Genomic DNA, 17,234 nt, shown 5'->3' with positions numbered 1-17,234 from the left:
AAGGACGTATTAATGATTATCGGATGGCGGCTATGAGCAGACGCCGCCATCCGGTATGGCTATTGATGAAGCATTAGCGAACGTTCGCGCAAGTCAAACAGAACGCATAACGGTTTTGCGGATCGTTAAATGCCGCCAGTTTATCCCCCTCGGCCTTCACCGTATTGGCGGCGGAAACGAGCGGCGCCGGGAGCATCGCCTGAATGGCCTCCGGCAGCATGGCGCGTACTGATCCGGTCATACTGTCCATGACCATATCAAGGACCGTCGGTTCGTCCTGATAGTAATCAAGATGCCACTGTTTCAGTTTCGCCAGCTCCGCCGCTTTGGCGACGGCGTCGTCAAAGTCGCCGAGACTGTCCACCAGACCATTGGCTTTCGCGTCTTCTCCGGTCCAGACATGGCCTTGTGCGATTTTATCAATCTGCTCCGGCGTACGCTTACGCGCGTCTGCCACCAGTGTGATAAAGCGTTTGTAGCCGTACTCAATACTGAGTTGCATCATCTGCTGCACTTCCGGTGACAGCGCTTTGGTCATCGAAATATCCGCCAGCGGCGAGGTGGAAACGCCGTCGCTGTGTACGCCAATCGACGACAGGCTGTTTTCTACCGTATTGATGACGCCGAAGATGCCAATTGAACCCGTCAGCGTGCTGGGGCTGGCCACGATATAGTTTGCCGGCGTAGAGATCCAGTAACCGCCGGAGGCCGCCATACCGCCCATTGAGACCACCACCGGTTTGCCAGCCGCTCTTGCTGCCGCCAGCTCGGCGCGGATAACTTCGGAGGCGTTGACGCTACCGCCTGGGCTATTGACGCGCAGCACAATCGCTTTCACTTTAGGATCAAGGCGTGCGTCGCGGATCTGCGATGCCGTAGTGTCGCCGCCGACATTCCCTGGCGTTTCTTCGCCATCCATAATCGCGCCATTGGCGAAAATAACCGCAATAGTACCGCCGGTATCCGCAGGCGTTTTCAGCGAATAATCGTAATAGCTGATCGCGCGATAGTTATTTTCGGTTTTACTCCAGCCAAACTGCTTCGTCAGCGCTTTTTCAACATCTGCGCTGGAGGCGAGGGCGTCCACCAGTTTATGGTCGAGCGCATATTTGGCGGTGTCGCCGCCCACGCTGGTTAACCCGTCGATAATAGCCTGCGCGCCGGGGAAGAGTTGTTGCGGCGAAATCTGGCGATTGGCGGAAACGGTATGCAGGTAGTTCTGCCACAGTTCGCCTATCCAGCGGCTGTCGGCCTCGCGGGCGGCGGGCGACATATCGTCGCGGATAAACGGCTCGACGGCGGATTTATAGGTGCCGACCCGGAAAACGTGGGTAGAGACTTTCAGTTTATCCAGCAGCGTTTTGTAGTACAGGCCATTCGTAGCGAAGCCGTGAAGATCTACCTGACCCTGTGGGGAAAGCCAAATTTTATTGGCGAAACTGGCGAGGTAATACTGACCCTGGCTGTAGTTTTCACCCACGGCGAAAACCGGTTTGCCGCTGTCGCGGAATTCGCGCAGCGCTTTACCGATATAGCGCATTGACGGCTGATCGGCACCGGTGAAGTTTTTCAGATCCAGAACGATACCCGTGATGTTACGGTCATCTTTCGCCTGACGAATAGCGTTGACGATGTCAAACAGGGAGTTTTCCTGCAGACGGTCGGAGCTGGCGCCAAATAACTGGCGTCCCAGCGCGCCCAGACGGTGATTGGTGGAGGGTTTATCCACAATGACGCCGGAAATATCCAGCAGCAAAGCGCCGCGCGCCGTTTGCTCACTGTTGCTGCCGTTACCGATCTGCATCCAGATCCCAACGCCCACCAGAACCAAAAAAATAAAGAACAGGTTGAGTACCATTTCACGGACGAGGTTCAACACTCGCCACGTCCATTTAAAAAATCCGGCAATAAATCGCCACAGGGTTCGCATGTATTCTCCCTATCTGAGTAACAACGCTTGTACCTTGGTGAGGATAAAGCATTAAGATGTGGCTATCGTAATGACCCATCAGGCAGTTGTCAGCAGGAATCACTGCCTGCGCTGTAACAAAATCCGCTCCCGTGTTAATTTTGTGAATAAATATCATTGCTGGAGTTAATCAAATGGATGCACTAGAACTGCTGGTCAACCGTCGTAGCGCCTCTCGTCTCGCAGAACCGGCGCCTGTCGGAGAGCAATTACAGAACATTCTGCGGGCGGGAATGCGTGTTCCCGATCATAAATCTCTACAGCCGTGGCGTTTTTTTGTGATTGAAGGAGAGGGGCGCGACCGCTTCAGCGCCGTGCTTGAACAAGGCGCTGTCGCTGCCGGGGGCGATGAGAAAGCGATCGAAAAAGCGCGTAATGCGCCGTTTCGCGCACCGCTGATCATTACCGTGGTGGCGAAATGCGAAGAAAACCATAAGGTTCCAGTGTGGGAGCAGGAGATGTCTGCCGGATGCGCGGTGATGGCGATGCAAATGGCGGCGATTGCGCAAGGGTTTAATGGTATCTGGCGTAGCGGCGCATTAACGGAGAGCGCTATCGTGCGGGAAGCCTTTGAGTGCCGCCCGCAGGATAAAATTGTTGGTTTTCTCTATCTCGGCACGCCGCAGCTCAAAGCGTCAACGACGATCAGTACCCCCGACCCCACGCCGTTTGTGCGTTATTTCTGACGCTGAGGGATAAAACTGTCTGGATTCTGAGCAAAGGCGCGGTAATTCAGACAGTGATACTTACCACATCAGGGAATGAGCGCTACCATAGCGCGAATGCAATGACAGGAGATGTCCATGAGCGAGCAAGCCATTCGTTTAACGCAATACAGCCACGGCGCTGGTTGCGGTTGTAAAATTTCCCCTAAAGTGCTGGAGACTATCCTGCATAGCGAGCAGGCGAAGTTCGTCGACCCGAACCTGCTGGTGGGTAATGAAACCCGCGATGATGCGGCGGTTTACGATCTGGGTAATGGCACCAGTATTATCAGCACCACCGACTTCTTTATGCCGATAGTCGACAACCCGTTTGATTTTGGCCGCATTGCGGCAACAAACGCCATCAGCGATATTTTTGCGATGGGCGGCAAACCGATTATGGCGATCGCGATCCTTGGCTGGCCGATTAATACCCTGTCGCCCGATATTGCGCGTGAAGTGACCGAGGGGGGGCGTTTTGCCTGCCGTCAGGCCGGTATCGCGCTGGCGGGCGGACACTCTATTGACGCCCCGGAGCCGATCTTTGGTCTCGCGGTCACAGGCGTAGTGCCGACCGAACGGGTGAAGAAAAACAGTACCGCGCAGGCGGGATGCAAACTCTTTCTGACCAAACCGTTGGGGATTGGCGTGTTGACCACCGCCGAGAAAAAATCGCTGCTTAAGCCTGAACATCAGGGGCTGGCGACGGAAGTCATGTGTCGGATGAACATTGCTGGCGCGGCGTTTGCCAATATCGACGGCGTAAAAGCTATGACTGACGTTACCGGTTTTGGCCTGCTGGGGCACCTGAGCGAGATGTGCCAGGGCGCAGGCGTGCAGGCGCTGCTTTGCTATCAGGACATCCCTAAACTGCCGGGCGTGGAAGAGTATATTGCTCTGGGCGCCGTACCGGGCGGCACAGAGCGCAACTTCGCCAGCTATGGTCATCTGATGGGCGACATGTCGCGTGAAGTTCGTAGCCTGCTGTGCGATCCGCAAACGTCAGGCGGTCTGTTGTTGGCGGTAACGCCGGACGCCGAAGACGATGTTAAAGCCACCGCGGCGGAATTTGGTATCGATCTGACCGCGATTGGCGAACTGGTCGAGGCCCGCGGCGGTCGCGCTATGGTTGAGATTCGTTAACCTGATGCGGTTGTTTATTGCCGAAAAACCGAGTCTGGGGCGCGCCATTGCGGATGTGCTGCCAAAACCGCACCGTAAAGGCGATGGTTTTATTGAGTGCGGAAACGGGCAGGTCGTCACCTGGTGTATTGGTCATTTGCTGGAACAGGCGCAGCCGGATGCGTATGACAGCCGTTATGCGCGCTGGAATCTGGCTGACCTGCCTATCGTGCCGGAAAAATGGCAGCTTCAGCCTCGTCCTTCTGTCACCAAACAGCTCAATGTGATTAAGCGCTTTTTGCATCAAGCCGGTGAAATTATTCACGCCGGCGACCCGGATCGCGAAGGGCAGCTTCTGGTTGATGAAGTGCTGGATTATCTCCAGCTTCCTGCCGAAAAGCGCCAGCAGGTGCGGCGTTGTCTGATAAACGACCTTAACCCGCAGGCGGTCGAGCGTGCTATCGACAGGCTGCGGGCGAACAGCGACTTCGTGCCGCTGTGCGTCTCCGCGCTGGCGCGAGCGCGAGCGGACTGGCTGTATGGCATTAATATGACCCGTGCTTACACGATCCTGGGCCGTAATGCCGGCTATCAGGGCGTGTTATCCGTGGGACGCGTGCAGACGCCGGTACTGGGGCTGGTGGTGCGGCGAGACGAAGAGATTGAGAACTTCGTCGCCAAAGACTTCTTTGAAGTGAAGGCGCACATCGTTACGCCTGCCGACGAGCGTTTTACCGCTATCTGGCAGCCGAGCGAGGCGTGCGAACCTTATCAGGATGAAGAGGGGCGCTTGCTTCATCGTCCGCTGGCGGAGCATGTAGTGAACCGAATCAACGGTCAGCCCGCGCTGGTAACCAGTTATAATGATAAACGGGAATCAGAATCCGCGCCGCTGCCGTTTTCGCTCTCGACGCTACAGATTGAAGCCGCCAAACGCTTTGGCCTGAGCGCGCAAAACGTGCTTGATATTTGTCAGAAGCTATATGAAACCCACAAACTGATTACCTATCCGCGTTCCGACTGCCGTTATCTGCCGGAAGAACACTTTGCCGGACGGCAGGCGGTCATGAACGCGATTAGCGTCCACGCCCCGGATTTACTGCCGCAGTCTGTGGTTAATCCTGATACGCGCAATCGCTGCTGGGATGATAAAAAAGTGGATGCGCACCACGCGATTATCCCGACGGCGCGCAGTTCTTCTGTCCATCTGACGGAAAACGAAGCGAAAGTGTACACCCTGATTGCGCGTCAGTATCTGATGCAGTTCTGCCCGGACGCGGTGTTTCGTAAATGCGTTATTGAACTGGAAATCGCCAAAGGGAAATTTGTCGCCAAAGCGCGTTTTCTGGCGGAGGCCGGTTGGCGGACGTTACTGGGCAGTAAAGAGCGCGACGAGGAAAACGACGGTACGCCGCTGCCGGTTGTCGCCAAAGGTGATGAGTTGCTGTGTGAAAAGGGGGAAGTGGTCGAGCGCCAAACCCAGCCGCCGCGTCATTTCACTGATGCGACATTGCTTTCCGCGATGACCGGAATTGCCCGCTTCGTGCAGGATAAAGATCTGAAAAAGATCCTGCGCGCGACCGATGGGCTGGGGACGGAAGCCACGCGCGCCGGGATTATCGAACTGCTGTTCAAACGTAGCTTTCTGACCAAAAAAGGGCGCTACATTCATTCTACCGATGCTGGCAAAGCGTTAATACATTCGCTGCCGGAAATGGCGGCCCGTCCAGATATGACCGCGCACTGGGAATCTGTTTTGACGCAAATCAGCGAAAAGCAGTGCCGTTACCAGGATTTTATGCAACCGCTGGTCGGCACGTTATATCAGCTGATCGATCAGGCTAAGCGCACGCCGGTGAAGCGTTTCAGAGGGATAGTCGCGCCAGGCGGTGGAGACAAGAAAAAGAGTGCGCCGCGTAAGCGAGCGGGCAAAAAAAGCCCGCCTGCTGAGGAGACAGGCCGTCAGACCGAATAAGCGTAAAGCTATCTGGCCTGACGACGGGATTAAATGACGCCCTGCGCCAGCATGGCGTCGGCGACTTTCACGAAACCGGCGATGTTGGCGCCCTGAACGTAGTTGGTATGCTTATTATCGCCGCCGTACTCGACACAGGCGTGGTGGATATCCAGCATAATGTGATGCAGACGGGCGTCCACTTTCTCGGCTTTCCAGCTCAACCGCGCGGCGTTCTGCGCCATTTCCAGCCCCGATGTCGCCACGCCGCCCGCGTTGGCGGCTTTACCCGGCGCAAACAGTACGCCCGCTTCAAGGAAGAGAGCGGTCGCTTCAATCGTGGTTGGCATATTTGCCCCTTCCGCCACGGCTTTTACGCCATTGGCAATCAGTACGCGCGCGGCGTCAACGTCCAGTTCGTTCTGCGTCGCGCATGGCAGGGCGATATCCACCGGTACGCTCCAGGGCTGCTGGCCTTCCAGATAGGTTAAGCCAAACTCACGGGCGTAGTCAGCGACGCGACCGTCACGGCTGGCTTTAATTTCACACAGACGCGCCAGCTTCTCTGGCGTGAAGCCACTTTCATCGACCACCGTCCCGCTCGAATCCGACGCGGTAACCACGCGCGCGCCAAAGGCCATCGCTTTCTCAATGGCGTATTGCGCTACGTTGCCGGAGCCGGACACGGCGACGCGCATCCCTTCGAAACCGAGACCATGACGTTTAAGCATCGCTTCGGTGAAGTAGACCAGGCCATAGCCCGTCGCTTCCGGGCGAATCAGGCTGCCGCCGAAGGAAAGCCCTTTGCCGGTGAAGACGCAGGCGCTGTTATTGGAAAGCTTGCGCATCATTCCCGCCATAAAGCCCACTTCGCGCCCGCCCACGCCGATATCCCCGGCAGGCACGTCGGTATCCGGCCCTAAATGGCGATACAGTTCAGTCATCAGCGCCTGGCAGAAACGCATCACTTCGCCTTCGCTTTTCCCTTTCGGATCGAAATCGCTGCCGCCTTTACCGCCGCCCATCGGCAACGTGGTGAGGGCATTTTTAAAGGTTTGCTCAAAGCCGAGGAACTTAAGGATGGAAAGGTTTACCGAAGGATGGAAGCGCATACCGCCTTTATAGGGGCCGATAGCAGAGTTGAACTGCACGCGCCAGGCGCGATTTACCTGCACCTGGTTTTTGTCGTCCAGCCACACTACGCGAAACTGGATTACGCGCTCTGGTTCAACCAAACGTTCCAGTAAAGACATGTGGCGGTAACGGGGGTTTTGTTCAAGAAACGGCCACAGGGTGGTCATGACTTCACGGACGGCTTGCGCGAACTCGGTTTGATGCGGGTCGCGCTTTTGTACATGGTTGAGGAACGATTCCAGAGAACATGTCTGATCCATAGATATAAAAACCTCTTATATATTAATGTGGTTGTATTTGCGTTTTATCAGAATATGTATTTGCAGTTTTCGACTATACCATCAGCAATGTGACGGTAAGCAAGAAAAAAATGACGCTGCTAAGTAAATTCATAACGGGGCGAGGGTCATAACTAAAAGCGATGACAAAAGAGGATTAAAGTTTTCACGGCGGCTTACCGTTATACTGAGAATATACCTGGAAAAATAAGGAAATCCTATGCGCCGAAGCCTCGTGGTCGCCGTGATGGCGATAATGCCAATGGTCGGGCTGGCAAACCAAAACAGTCGTCCTGATATTCAGGTGAATGTCCCGCCGGAAGTTTTCAGCACGCGCGGTCAGTCATCCCAGCCCTGCATTCAGTGCTGCGTTTACCAGGATCAGAATTACTCCGAAGGCGCGGTAATAAAAGTGGAAGGCGTCTTGCTCCAGTGCCAGCGTGACGAAAAAACCATCAGCACGAATCCGTTAGTCTGGCGTCGCGTAAAGCCATAAACGCCTGCAATAGCGGAATATCCGCCGGGGCGAGGGGGTATTCCAGCGCCTCTTCCGGCGTACACCAGGCTAAGGCCTGATGTTCCAGCGCACGTATCAGACCGTTAAACGCAGGCACATGCCAGGCGTGCAAATGAATTCGTCGGCCAGACACGTCGCGTTGATGACTGGCGATATAGACGCCGGGCGTGGCGTCAATCCCTAACTCTTCGCGTAGCTCGCGGATAAGCGCCTGCGGCTGGGTTTCGCCGGGTTCGACTTTACCGCCGGCAAACTCCCATAAACCGGCTTGATCCGCATGAGCTGGGCGCTGGGCCAGCAGAATTTTGCCGTCGCGTTCAATGATGGCGGCAACAACATCGAGTTTTTTTATCATTGTCGTTAAGGTCGTTATTCCTGCCGGGAAGCGTCGCGCTATCCCGGCCTTACGGTTAATCAGAAAGCGGAATCAAACACGAAACGTCGCCCAGACCGGCGCATGGTCGGAGGGTTTTTCCATACTGCGAATGTCGTAGTCTATACCGGTTTCTGCGCAACGTTCCGCCAGCGGAGCGCTTGCCAGCAAGAGGTCGATACGCAGTCCGCGATTATCCACGAAACCTTTTGAGCGGTAATCAAACCACGAAAATTTATCCATCGTTTGCGGATTCGCCTGACGGAACGTGTCCACTAATCCCCACTTCAGTAACCGCGACATCCATTCACGCTCCTCCGGCAGGAAGGAGCATTTACCGGTACGCAGCCAGCGTTTGCGGTTCTCTTCGCCGATGCCAATATCCAGATCGGTCGGGCTGATATTCATGTCGCCCATAATTAATACCGGATTATCGCACTTGAGTTCCGTTTCAAGATAGTTTTGCAAGTTCTGGTAAAACTGCGCTTTCGCGGGGAACTTCAACGGATGATCCCGGCTTTCCCCCTGCGGGAAATAGCCGTTAATGACGGTAATATTACCCAGCGGCGAGGGGATTTCCGCCATGATAATGCGGCGTTGCGCCTCTTCGCCATCATCCGGGAAACCACGTCTGACGGAAATGGGCGTGGCTTTTGTTAGCAGCGCGACGCCGTAATGGCCTTTTTGTCCATGATAGAAAACGTTATAGCCCAGCTTCGCGACCTCTTCGAGCGGGAACATTTCGTCGTGGACTTTTGTCTCCTGTAGACCGATCACATCGGGCTGGTGTTTTTCGACAATCGCTTCAAGCTGATGGGGACGGGCGCGCAGGCCGTTGATATTAAAAGAGACAAATTTCATAGTCACTGCCACTTTGCAAGGTAAATCGTGTTGGGATGGTAACAGAAATTTTACCGGGTGACTGCCACTCATCGTCAGATTCGGCCAATGGAAGCGTATGGTGTTTTCTATAGCGCGAAAATGGCACAGTTTGCGTGCAGATGCGCCAGAACGGGGCGGTAATTTCCAGTAAATTTCGTATAAGATCACAATTCCAGAATTATATTTGGCAACTGAATAATATTTCGCTTTTTCCTCTTTTTAGCCACCGATTATGCGGGAATATTCACTTTTCATGCAGTAAAAGTGAATATCGTTACGCTGTAACCCATTGATTTACCGTTTATCACTTCTGTTTATGCAATGTTAACGCTGGCTGGCACGAATGCTGCAATCTACATTTACAGCGCAAACACTCATATTAATTAACATATAAATAACTTTATTTTTACCAAAAGAGGTCGCTATGTCTCTGTCAGTTACGCGCGAAAACTTTGATGAATGGATGGTGCCGGTATATGTTCCCGCGCCTTTTATTCCTGTACGCGGAGAAGGCTCACGCCTGTGGGATCAGCAGGGGAAAGAGTACATTGATTTTGCTGGCGGGATCGCGGTCAACGCTTTGGGACATGCGCATCCGGCGCTGCGCGAGGCGTTAAATGAACAGGCGAATCGCTTCTGGCATACCGGGAACGGTTACACCAATGAACCGGCGCTGCGACTGGCGAAAAAACTGATCGACGCGACCTTCGCCGAACGCGTTTTCTTTTGTAATTCAGGCGCTGAAGCAAATGAAGCAGCATTAAAACTGGCGCGCAAATATGCCCACGATCGTGTCGGCAATCATAAAAGCGGCATTGTGGCCTTTAAAAACGCGTTCCATGGTCGCACGCTCTTTACCGTCAGCGCTGGCGGTCAACCCACCTATTCACAGGACTTTGCGCCGCTGCCGCCGGATATTCGTCATGCAGCCTATAACGATCTGAACTCCGCCAGCGCGCTAATTGATGACAATACCTGCGCCGTGATCGTAGAACCGGTGCAGGGCGAGGGCGGCGTGATCCCCGCCACGAAAGCTTTTTTGCAGGGGCTGCGTGAATTGTGCGACCGGCATCAGGCGTTACTGATTTTTGATGAGGTGCAGACGGGCGTCGGACGTACCGGCGAACTGTATGCATATATGCATTATGGCGTTACGCCCGATATCCTGACGACCGCTAAAGCGTTGGGTGGGGGCTTCCCGATCGGCGCGATGCTGACCACGCAAGACTATGCCAGCGTTATGACGCCAGGCACGCATGGCACCACCTACGGCGGTAATCCGCTGGCGACGGCAGTTGCCGGAAAAGTACTGGATATCATCAATACGCCGGAGATGCAAAACGGCGTCAGACAGCGCCACGATGCGTTTATTGAGCGCCTAAATACCATTAATGTACGTTTTGGCATGTTCAGTGAAATTCGCGGTCTGGGGCTACTGCTTGGCTGTGTGCTACAGACGGAGTTTGCCGGAAAAGCCAAACTCATCGCCCAGGAAGCGGCAAAAGCAGGCGTGATGGTGCTCATTGCCGGTGGCGACGTGGTGCGTTTTGCGCCAGCGTTAAATGTGAGCGACGAGGAGATAGCCACCGGGCTTGATCGTTTTGCCATGGCGTGCGAACGCCTTCAGACGGGAGGCGCATCATGCGGGTGATTCGTCCTGTCGAACATGCGGATATCGCCGCGCTGATGCAGCTTGCAGGCAAAACGGGCGGCGGCTTAACCTCGCTACCGGCAAATGAAGCGACGCTGGCGGCCCGCATTGAACGTGCGCAAAAAACCTGGTCCGGCGAGCTGCCAAAAGGCGAGCAAGGGTATGTATTCGTTCTCGAGGACAGTGAAACGGGTGAGGTCGGCGGGATCTGCGCCATTGAGGTCGCGGTCGGTCTTAACGACCCCTGGTATAACTATCGTGTCGGTACGCTGGTTCATGCCTCCAAAGAGCTGAATGTATATAACGCGTTGCCAACATTATTCCTGAGTAATGATCACACTGGCAGCAGTGAGCTTTGCACGCTGTTTCTCGATCCCGAATGGCGTAAAGAGGGTAACGGCTACCTGTTGTCAAAATCGCGCTTTATGTTTATGGCCGCGTTTCGCGATAAATTCAATGAGAAAGTGGTGGCGGAAATGCGCGGCGTCATTGACGAGCACGGTTATTCTCCCTTCTGGCAAAGTCTCGGCAAACGCTTTTTTTCTATGGATTTCAGCCGGGCGGATTTTTTATGCGGTACCGGGCAAAAAGCGTTTATCGCCGAGCTGATGCCCAAACATCCTATTTATACCCACTTCTTATCTGAAGAGGCACAGGCCGTGATTGGCGAAGTCCACCCGCAAACGGCGCCAGCCCGCGCGGTGCTGGAAAAGGAAGGCTTTCGCTATCGCCACTATATCGACATCTTCGACGGCGGGCCGACGCTGGAGTGTGATATTGACCGCGTGCGGGCCATTCGTAAAAGCCGACTGGTGGAAGTCGCGGAAGGGCAACCCGCGCCTGGCGACTATCCGGCATGTCTGGTCGCCAATGAAAACTATCACCACTTTCGGGCCGCGCTGGTGCGTGCCGATCCGCAGACTTCACGACTTGTACTTACCGCCGCGCAGTTGGATGCGCTGAAATGTCGCGCGGGCGACCACGTTCGGCTGGTACGCCTTTGCGCTGAGGAGAAAACCGTATGACGCTATGGATAAACGGCGACTGGATAACCGGTCAGGGCGAACGCCGCCGCAAAACGAACCCGGTGAGCGCGGAGATAATTTGGCAGGGGAATGACGCTAATGCGGCACAGGTCGCCGAGGCCTGTCAGGCGGCGCGCGCGGCGTTTCCTCGTTGGGCCAGAGAGCCTTTTGCCGCACGACAGGCTATCGTAGAGAAATTTGCCGCCCTGCTGGAGGCGCATAAAGCCGAGCTCACGGAGGTCATCGCACGTGAAACCGGTAAACCGCGCTGGGAGGCGGCAACGGAAGTGACGGCGATGATCAATAAGATTGCCATCTCGATTAAGGCTTACCATGCCAGAACAGGCGAACAAAAAAGCGAACTTGTCGATGGCGCCGCGACGTTGCGCCATCGTCCTCACGGTGTGCTGGCGGTATTCGGCCCTTATAACTTTCCCGGCCATTTACCGAATGGCCATATTGTGCCCGCGTTGCTGGCAGGCAATACGCTGATCTTCAAACCTAGCGAGCTAACGCCATGGACCGGGGAAACGGTAATAAAACTCTGGGAACGGGCGGGGCTACCGGCAGGCGTTCTTAATCTGGTGCAGGGCGGCCGGGAGACCGGACAAGCGCTGAGTTCGCTCGACGATCTCGACGGACTGCTGTTTACCGGCAGCGCCAGTACCGGATATCAGCTTCATCGCCAGCTATCCGGCCAGCCGGAAAAAATCCTGGCCCTTGAAATGGGCGGAAACAACCCGCTCATTATTGAGGATGCGGCAAATATAGATGCGGCGGTACATCTGACGCTGCAATCGGCGTTTATTACCGCCGGACAGCGCTGTACCTGCGCGCGACGCCTTCTGGTAAAACAGGGTGCGCAGGGAGATGCATTTCTGGCGCGGCTGGTTGACATCGCCGGACGTCTGCAGCCCGGCAGATGGGACGACGATCCGCAGCCGTTTATCGGCGGACTGATTTCAGCGCAGGCGGCACAGCATGTGATGGAGGCCTGGCGTCAACGAGAGGCATTAGGCGGTCGCACGCTACTGGCGCCGCGGAAGGTCAAAGAGGGAACCTCTCTGCTGACGCCTGGCATCATTGAGCTGACCGGCGTCGCGGATGTGCCGGATGAAGAGGTGTTTGGTCCGCTGCTGAACGTCTGGCGTTATGCGCATTTCGATGAGGCGATTCGTCTGGCGAATAATACCCGTTTTGGTCTGTCGTGTGGGCTGGTGTCGACGGATCGCGCGCAGTTCGAACAGCTCTTGCTGGAGGCACGGGCAGGGATCGTTAACTGGAATAAACCGCTCACCGGGGCAGCGAGTACTGCGCCGTTTGGTGGTGTCGGCGCGTCTGGCAACCATCGGCCCAGCGCCTGGTATGCCGCCGATTATTGCGCCTGGCCGATGGCCAGTCTGGAATCTTCCGAACTGACGTTGCCTGCGACATTAAGCCCTGGCCTCGACTTTTCTCGCAGGGAGGCGGTATGACGGCGCATGAAGTTAATTTTGACGGGCTGGTGGGGCTTACGCACCATTATGCCGGGCTATCCTTCGGCAATGAGGCATCGACCCGCCACCGTTTTCAGGTGTCGAATCCTCGTCTGGCGGTAAAGCAGGGGCTGCTAAAGATGAAGGCTTTGGCGGATGCCGGCTTTCCCCAGGCGGTGATCCCGCCGCATGAGCGGCCTTTTATTCCGGCGTTGCGTCAGCTCGGCTTCACGGGTAGCGATGAGCAGATTCTGGATAAGGTTGCGCGTCAGGCGCCACGCTGGCTTTCCAGCGTGAGTTCCGCGTCGCCAATGTGGGTTGCGAATGCGGCGACGGTTTGCCCATCGGCAGACGCGCTGGACGGAAAAGTTCACCTGACGGTGGCGAATTTAAACAATAAATTTCATCGCGCTCTTGAGGCGCCTGTTACCGAAGCGCTGCTACGCGCCATATTTCGCGATGAAAGTCAGTTTTCAGTGCATAGCGCGTTACCGCAGGTCGCATTATTGGGAGATGAAGGCGCGGCGAATCATAACCGTCTTGGCGGCGAGTATGGTTCGGCAGGCGTGCAGCTTTTTGTCTATGGGCGCGAAGAGGAGAATGAAATACGACCCGCTCGTTATCCGGCGCGCCAGAGCCGCGAAGCCAGTGAGGCCGTGGCGCGTCTTAATCAGGTGAATCCGCAACAGGTTATCTTCGCTCAGCAAAACCCGGAGGTCATCGATCAAGGCGTATTCCATAATGATGTGATCGCCGTTTCGAATCGACAGGTATTGTTTTGTCACGAAGCGGCGTTTGCCCGGCAGAAAGTGCTCATTAATCAGTTGCGTACGCGCGTTGACGGTTTTATGGCGATAGAGGTGCCCGCCGGCGAGGTTTCTGTATCAGATGCTGTGGCGACCTACCTGTTTAATAGTCAGTTGCTAAGCCGTAACGACGGCTCAATGCTGTTAGTGTTGCCGCGGGAATGTCAGGACCATGTCGGCGTCTGGCGCTATCTGAATAAGCTGGTGGCGGAGGATAATCCCATCAGCGCGATGCAGGTGTTTGATTTGCGAGAAAGTATGGCCAACGGCGGCGGCCCGGCCTGTCTGCGATTACGCGTGGTGTTAACAGAAGAAGAACGACGGGCGGTGAATCCAGCGGTAATGATGAATGACGCTCTGTTTACGGCCCTTAACGCGTGGGCGGATCGTTATTATCGCGATCGCCTGACCGCTGCCGATCTGGCCGATCCGTTATTATTGCGAGAAGGCCGGGAGGCGCTGGATGTGTTAACGCGTCTGCTGGATTTGGGGTCGGTTTATCCTTTCCAGCAAACGGGGGCGGCTGATGGATAACTTTCTGGCGTTGACGCTAAGCGGCACGACACCACGGGTGACGCAGGGGAAGGGCGCGGGTTTTCGCTGGCGCTGGTTAGGCCATGGTCTGCTTGAACTCACGCCCGATGCGCCGGTCGACCGCGCGTTAATTCTTTCTGCGGGGATACACGGCAATGAAACCGCGCCGGTAGAGATGCTGGATAGGCTGCTGTCGGCGCTGTTCTCAGGCAGCTTGACGTTAACGTGGCGAGTGCTGGTGGTACTCGGCAATCCGCAGGCGCTGACGGCGGGAATACGCTATTGTCACAGCGATATGAACCGTATGTTTGGCGGGCGTTGGCAGTCCTTTGCCGAAAGCGATGAAACGCGGCGGGCGCGTGAGCTGGAGCTAAGTCTGGAGACCTTCTTTTCATCTGGCCAGGCGCGGGTACGCTGGCATCTGGATCTGCATACCGCCATTCGTGGCTCGCATCATTTGCGTTTTGGCGTTTTGCCGCAGCGCGACCGCCCGTGGGAGACAGATTTTCTGGCGTGGCTGGGCGCGGCAGGACTGGAGGCGTTGGTATTTCATAAGGCGCCCGGCGGTACGTTTACGCACTTTAGCTCTGAACATTTCGGCGCGCTTTCCTGTACGCTGGAGTTGGGAAAGGCGTTGCCGTTTGGGCAAAACGATCTGACGCAGTTCAGCGTAACCTCGCAGGCGTTGTCGGCGTTGCTGAGCGGTGTCGAAACGTCAACCTCGTTTTCGCCGCCGCTACGCTATCGGGTGGTGTCGCAAATCACGCGTCACAGCGACAAGTTCGCGCTTTATATGGATGCGCAAACGCTGAATTTTACTGCCTTTGCGAAGGGAACGTTGCTGGCCGAGGAGGGGGATAAGCGCGTGACGGTGACGCATGACGTTGAATATGTTCTCTTTCCTAATCCCTCTGTCGCCTGCGGATTGCGGGCTGGATTAATGCTGGAAAGACTGCCCTGATAAATGTCCCTGTAAGCTCACGTTAGGATTACAGGGATGATTTGGGACACAGTTTCATGCTATTACGGATTATTCCTGGAGAATTGCTTTATTAATAAGCGTTGCTGCGTTATAGTTCTGCATAATTTCTGCTATATCATGCTGTTGTATATTTCTCTTTCAACTCTGCGCAATTTATTCTTTTTTTCTTCACAATTGGCGAAAAAGTGTTTTTTATACTTTCATTGTTTTACCGTTGTTCTGACTAATTGACGCTAAGACGGTTAAAGTTAATCACGACAACACGGCGCTGTTTTAAATATGCCGTAAAAATAACTGAAAGGAAGGATGGAAATATGCGTAAACTGACTGCTCTATTTGTTGCCTCTACCCTGGCGATGGGTGCTGCGAATCTGGCTCATGCCGCTGAGACTACCACCGCCGCGCCAGCGGATGCGAAGCCAATGATGCAGCATAAAGGTAAATTTGGCCCACATCACGATATGATGTTTAAAAACCTGAACCTGACAGACGCACAGAAGCAACAAATTCGCGACATTATGAAAGCGCAGCGCGAGCAAATGAAACGTCCGCCGCTGGAAGAGCGTCGCGCCATGCATGATATTATTGCCAGCGATACCTTCGATAAAGCCAAAGCCGAAGCGCAAATTACGAAAATGGAAGCGCAGCGCAAGGCCAATATGCTGGCGCATATGGAAACCCAGAATAAAATTTATAACGTTCTGACGCCGGAGCAGAAAAAGCAATATAACGCTAATTTTGAGAAGCGTCTGACAGAACGCCCGGCGCAAGAAGGTAAAATGCCTGCTGCGGCAGAATAACTTTCCGCATAATTTAAGACCGCCGGTCTTGTCGACAACACAATCGTTGAGGTGGACAGGATCGGCGGTTTTCTTTATGACCGACGACAGTCGGTGTGCAGTTCAATGATCTCATATTGACCTGACATTAGTGGCTTACAGAGAATTTTATAGCCGTCCTGATCAAAGCCCGCAGGGGTGCGCACCAGCGTGGCGGCCTCATCCAGCGAGGGGACCGCCCCCAGCCATAACCAGTTGTTGATAATGTGGAACTGGGTCATTTGTGGGCGGCTCTCTTTTAACGCGATAGCGCCTTTCCAGGGCCAGCAAACCACACGTAACCGTTCCAGCGAGGCCTGCAGACGAAGAAAATGCGCCTGCGGGGTTTCTTGCCCACAGCACGCGCCAGCGCAGCGCTTCAGAGCGAAACGAAAACAGGCGCGCCCACGGCTTACCGGTTCAAGCCCCAGCAGGCCATAACACAATTTTTGTTCATCGGCGAGGTTCTGTAAGCTTTGCAGCGCCGCCCGACGGTTGGCGAAGAGGCCAAACAGGTTTGGCTCATGGGAAAAATCGACGCTGCGGGCGGAAACGACCTCAATCTTTTGTTCGCTCAACTGTAGCGAGCAAAGCTGGCGATTACGACGTAACCGCTTGTTAAACAGCGGCTGTTGTTCTTTGATCAGCCGTGCCTCCAGCAGCAACGCGCCCATTTCCCCAGCGGTGCAGATCCAGCTTATCCGCCGCGCCTGTCGCAGCATAGTGGCCTCGTCAGGCGTTCGCAGATGTGAAAGCACCCGGCTGCGAATATTCACGCTTTTACCGATATAAAGCGGCAGCGTATCGCTTTCGCTATGAAATATATAGACGCCCGGTAAGGCTGGCGCTTCGCTGAGGAAAGGACGTAAATGTTCTGGATATTCGTAAATGGCCGCCGCTTCAAACTCAAGGCGGGGGGCTGATTGACGCCGTACCACAGTGATCTCCGTTAACTGGTTATTCATCCAGTTTAACAGCGGATGGGTGATTAAAAAAGAGGCTGGGAAGAG

The 17,234-nt window shown here is 55.0% G+C and carries 15 protein-coding genes; 10 read left to right on the top strand and 5 right to left on the bottom strand.

Annotated features, from left to right (window positions below; translation table 11 throughout):
- Positions 1 to 73: 73 nt before the first annotated feature.
- A complete protein-coding gene (sppA, locus tag ACH0VJ_RS03245) occupies positions 74 to 1,930 on the bottom strand; it encodes a signal peptide peptidase SppA (protein ID WP_001259884.1) in 1,857 nt (618 codons plus the stop codon).
- 173 nt (positions 1,931 to 2,103) lie between these two features.
- Between sppA and ACH0VJ_RS03240 the strand changes: the two genes are divergently transcribed.
- The 3 genes from ACH0VJ_RS03240 (at position 2,104) to topB (ending at position 5,770) form a co-directional block, all read left to right on the top strand.
- Positions 2,104 to 2,655 (top strand): NAD(P)H nitroreductase, encoded by a 552-nt coding sequence (locus ACH0VJ_RS03240; protein ID WP_000339313.1) that lies wholly within the window; start codon positions 2,104 to 2,106, stop codon positions 2,653 to 2,655.
- Between the two features lie 117 nt (positions 2,656 to 2,772).
- Positions 2,773 to 3,816, top strand: coding sequence for a selenide, water dikinase SelD (gene selD / locus ACH0VJ_RS03235; protein ID WP_001294888.1), 1,044 nt, complete (start codon positions 2,773 to 2,775; stop codon positions 3,814 to 3,816).
- Positions 3,817 to 3,820: 4 nt separating this feature from the next.
- Positions 3,821 to 5,770, top strand: coding sequence for a DNA topoisomerase III (gene topB, locus ACH0VJ_RS03230; RefSeq protein ID WP_001235872.1), 1,950 nt, complete (start codon positions 3,821 to 3,823; stop codon positions 5,768 to 5,770).
- A 29-nt stretch (positions 5,771 to 5,799) separates the two neighbouring features.
- Here topB and gdhA read toward each other — a convergent pair whose 3' ends face one another.
- On the bottom strand, positions 5,800 to 7,143 hold the full coding sequence (gene gdhA / locus ACH0VJ_RS03225) for an NADP-specific glutamate dehydrogenase (RefSeq protein ID WP_000372864.1): 1,344 nt from the start codon (positions 7,141 to 7,143) through the stop codon (positions 5,800 to 5,802).
- Positions 7,144 to 7,381: 238 nt separating this feature from the next.
- On the opposite strand from gdhA, the gene ACH0VJ_RS03220 reads away from it, so the two are divergent.
- The gene (locus tag ACH0VJ_RS03220) at positions 7,382 to 7,657 is read left to right on the top strand and encodes a YnjH family protein (protein WP_001254682.1); all 276 of its coding nucleotides are present in this window, start codon (positions 7,382 to 7,384) and stop codon (positions 7,655 to 7,657) included.
- On the opposite strand, the gene ACH0VJ_RS03215 is transcribed toward ACH0VJ_RS03220, so the two are convergent.
- Both ACH0VJ_RS03215 and xthA read right to left on the bottom strand, forming a co-directional pair.
- A complete protein-coding gene (locus ACH0VJ_RS03215; RefSeq protein WP_000592136.1) occupies positions 7,617 to 8,033 on the bottom strand; it encodes a pyrimidine (deoxy)nucleoside triphosphate diphosphatase in 417 nt (138 codons plus the stop codon). The two genes, ACH0VJ_RS03220 and ACH0VJ_RS03215, sit on opposite strands and share 41 nt — an antisense overlap.
- Before the next feature lie 72 nt (positions 8,034 to 8,105).
- Positions 8,106 to 8,912, bottom strand: coding sequence for an exodeoxyribonuclease III (gene xthA, locus ACH0VJ_RS03210; RefSeq protein ID WP_000673954.1), 807 nt, complete (start codon positions 8,910 to 8,912; stop codon positions 8,106 to 8,108).
- A 445-nt stretch (positions 8,913 to 9,357) separates the two neighbouring features.
- Here xthA and ACH0VJ_RS03205 point away from each other — a divergent pair, with 445 nt between their 5' ends.
- The 6 genes from ACH0VJ_RS03205 to spy all read left to right on the top strand — a co-directional run bounded on the left by ACH0VJ_RS03205 (position 9,358) and on the right by spy (position 16,206).
- Positions 9,358 to 10,584 (top strand): aspartate aminotransferase family protein, encoded by a 1,227-nt coding sequence (locus ACH0VJ_RS03205; protein WP_000059507.1) that lies wholly within the window; start codon positions 9,358 to 9,360, stop codon positions 10,582 to 10,584.
- Positions 10,575 to 11,609, top strand: coding sequence for an arginine N-succinyltransferase (gene astA / locus ACH0VJ_RS03200; RefSeq protein WP_001263897.1), 1,035 nt, complete (start codon positions 10,575 to 10,577; stop codon positions 11,607 to 11,609). The genes ACH0VJ_RS03205 and astA overlap by 10 nt, the downstream gene beginning before the upstream one ends.
- Positions 11,606 to 13,084 (top strand): succinylglutamate-semialdehyde dehydrogenase, encoded by a 1,479-nt coding sequence (gene astD, locus ACH0VJ_RS03195; protein WP_000177258.1) that lies wholly within the window; start codon positions 11,606 to 11,608, stop codon positions 13,082 to 13,084. Before astA ends, astD begins: the two co-directional genes overlap by 4 nt.
- Positions 13,081 to 14,424, top strand: a complete 1,344-nt coding sequence (gene astB, locus ACH0VJ_RS03190) for an N-succinylarginine dihydrolase (protein ID WP_000123952.1) — start codon at positions 13,081 to 13,083, stop codon at positions 14,422 to 14,424. Before astD ends, astB begins: the two co-directional genes overlap by 4 nt.
- A complete protein-coding gene (astE, locus tag ACH0VJ_RS03185; RefSeq protein WP_000368458.1) occupies positions 14,417 to 15,385 on the top strand; it encodes a succinylglutamate desuccinylase in 969 nt (322 codons plus the stop codon). Before astB ends, astE begins: the two co-directional genes overlap by 8 nt.
- Positions 15,386 to 15,720: 335 nt before the next feature.
- Positions 15,721 to 16,206, top strand: coding sequence for an ATP-independent periplasmic protein-refolding chaperone Spy (gene spy / locus ACH0VJ_RS03180; protein WP_001229001.1), 486 nt, complete (start codon positions 15,721 to 15,723; stop codon positions 16,204 to 16,206).
- 74 nt (positions 16,207 to 16,280) lie between these two features.
- On the opposite strand, the gene cho is transcribed toward spy, so the two are convergent.
- Positions 16,281 to 17,162, bottom strand: coding sequence for an excinuclease Cho (cho, locus tag ACH0VJ_RS03175; protein ID WP_001536963.1), 882 nt, complete (start codon positions 17,160 to 17,162; stop codon positions 16,281 to 16,283).
- Positions 17,163 to 17,234: the final 72 nt, after the last annotated feature.

This window comes from Salmonella sp. 2020_1459 (assembly GCF_043847915.1).
GTDB lineage: Bacteria > Pseudomonadota > Gammaproteobacteria > Enterobacterales > Enterobacteriaceae > Salmonella > Salmonella enterica.
The sequence above is the reverse complement of the archived record's forward strand: the minus strand, read 5'-3'. Positions and strand labels throughout refer to the sequence as shown.

Bases quoted from the DNA above. Each gene is read 5' to 3' on its own strand.
- ACH0VJ_RS03220 (WP_001254682.1), top strand. From the start codon at position 7,382: ATGCGCCGAAGCCTCGTGGTCGCCGTGATGGCGATAATGCCAATGGTC.
- astD (WP_000177258.1), top strand. From the start codon at position 11,606: ATGACGCTATGGATAAACGGCGACTGGATAACCGGTCAGGGCGAACGC.
- ACH0VJ_RS03205 (WP_000059507.1), top strand. From the start codon at position 9,358: ATGTCTCTGTCAGTTACGCGCGAAAACTTTGATGAATGGATGGTGCCG.
- ACH0VJ_RS03215 (WP_000592136.1), bottom strand. From the start codon at position 8,033: ATGATAAAAAAACTCGATGTTGTTGCCGCCATCATTGAACGCGACGGC.
- astA (WP_001263897.1), top strand. From the start codon at position 10,575: ATGCGGGTGATTCGTCCTGTCGAACATGCGGATATCGCCGCGCTGATG.
- topB (WP_001235872.1), top strand. From the start codon at position 3,821: ATGCGGTTGTTTATTGCCGAAAAACCGAGTCTGGGGCGCGCCATTGCG.
- xthA (WP_000673954.1), bottom strand. From the start codon at position 8,912: ATGAAATTTGTCTCTTTTAATATCAACGGCCTGCGCGCCCGTCCCCAT.
- astB (WP_000123952.1), top strand. From the start codon at position 13,081: ATGACGGCGCATGAAGTTAATTTTGACGGGCTGGTGGGGCTTACGCAC.
- astE (WP_000368458.1), top strand. From the start codon at position 14,417: ATGGATAACTTTCTGGCGTTGACGCTAAGCGGCACGACACCACGGGTG.
- sppA (WP_001259884.1), bottom strand. From the start codon at position 1,930: ATGCGAACCCTGTGGCGATTTATTGCCGGATTTTTTAAATGGACGTGG.
- selD (WP_001294888.1), top strand. From the start codon at position 2,773: ATGAGCGAGCAAGCCATTCGTTTAACGCAATACAGCCACGGCGCTGGT.
- ACH0VJ_RS03240 (WP_000339313.1), top strand. From the start codon at position 2,104: ATGGATGCACTAGAACTGCTGGTCAACCGTCGTAGCGCCTCTCGTCTC.
- spy (WP_001229001.1), top strand. From the start codon at position 15,721: ATGCGTAAACTGACTGCTCTATTTGTTGCCTCTACCCTGGCGATGGGT.
- gdhA (WP_000372864.1), bottom strand. From the start codon at position 7,143: ATGGATCAGACATGTTCTCTGGAATCGTTCCTCAACCATGTACAAAAG.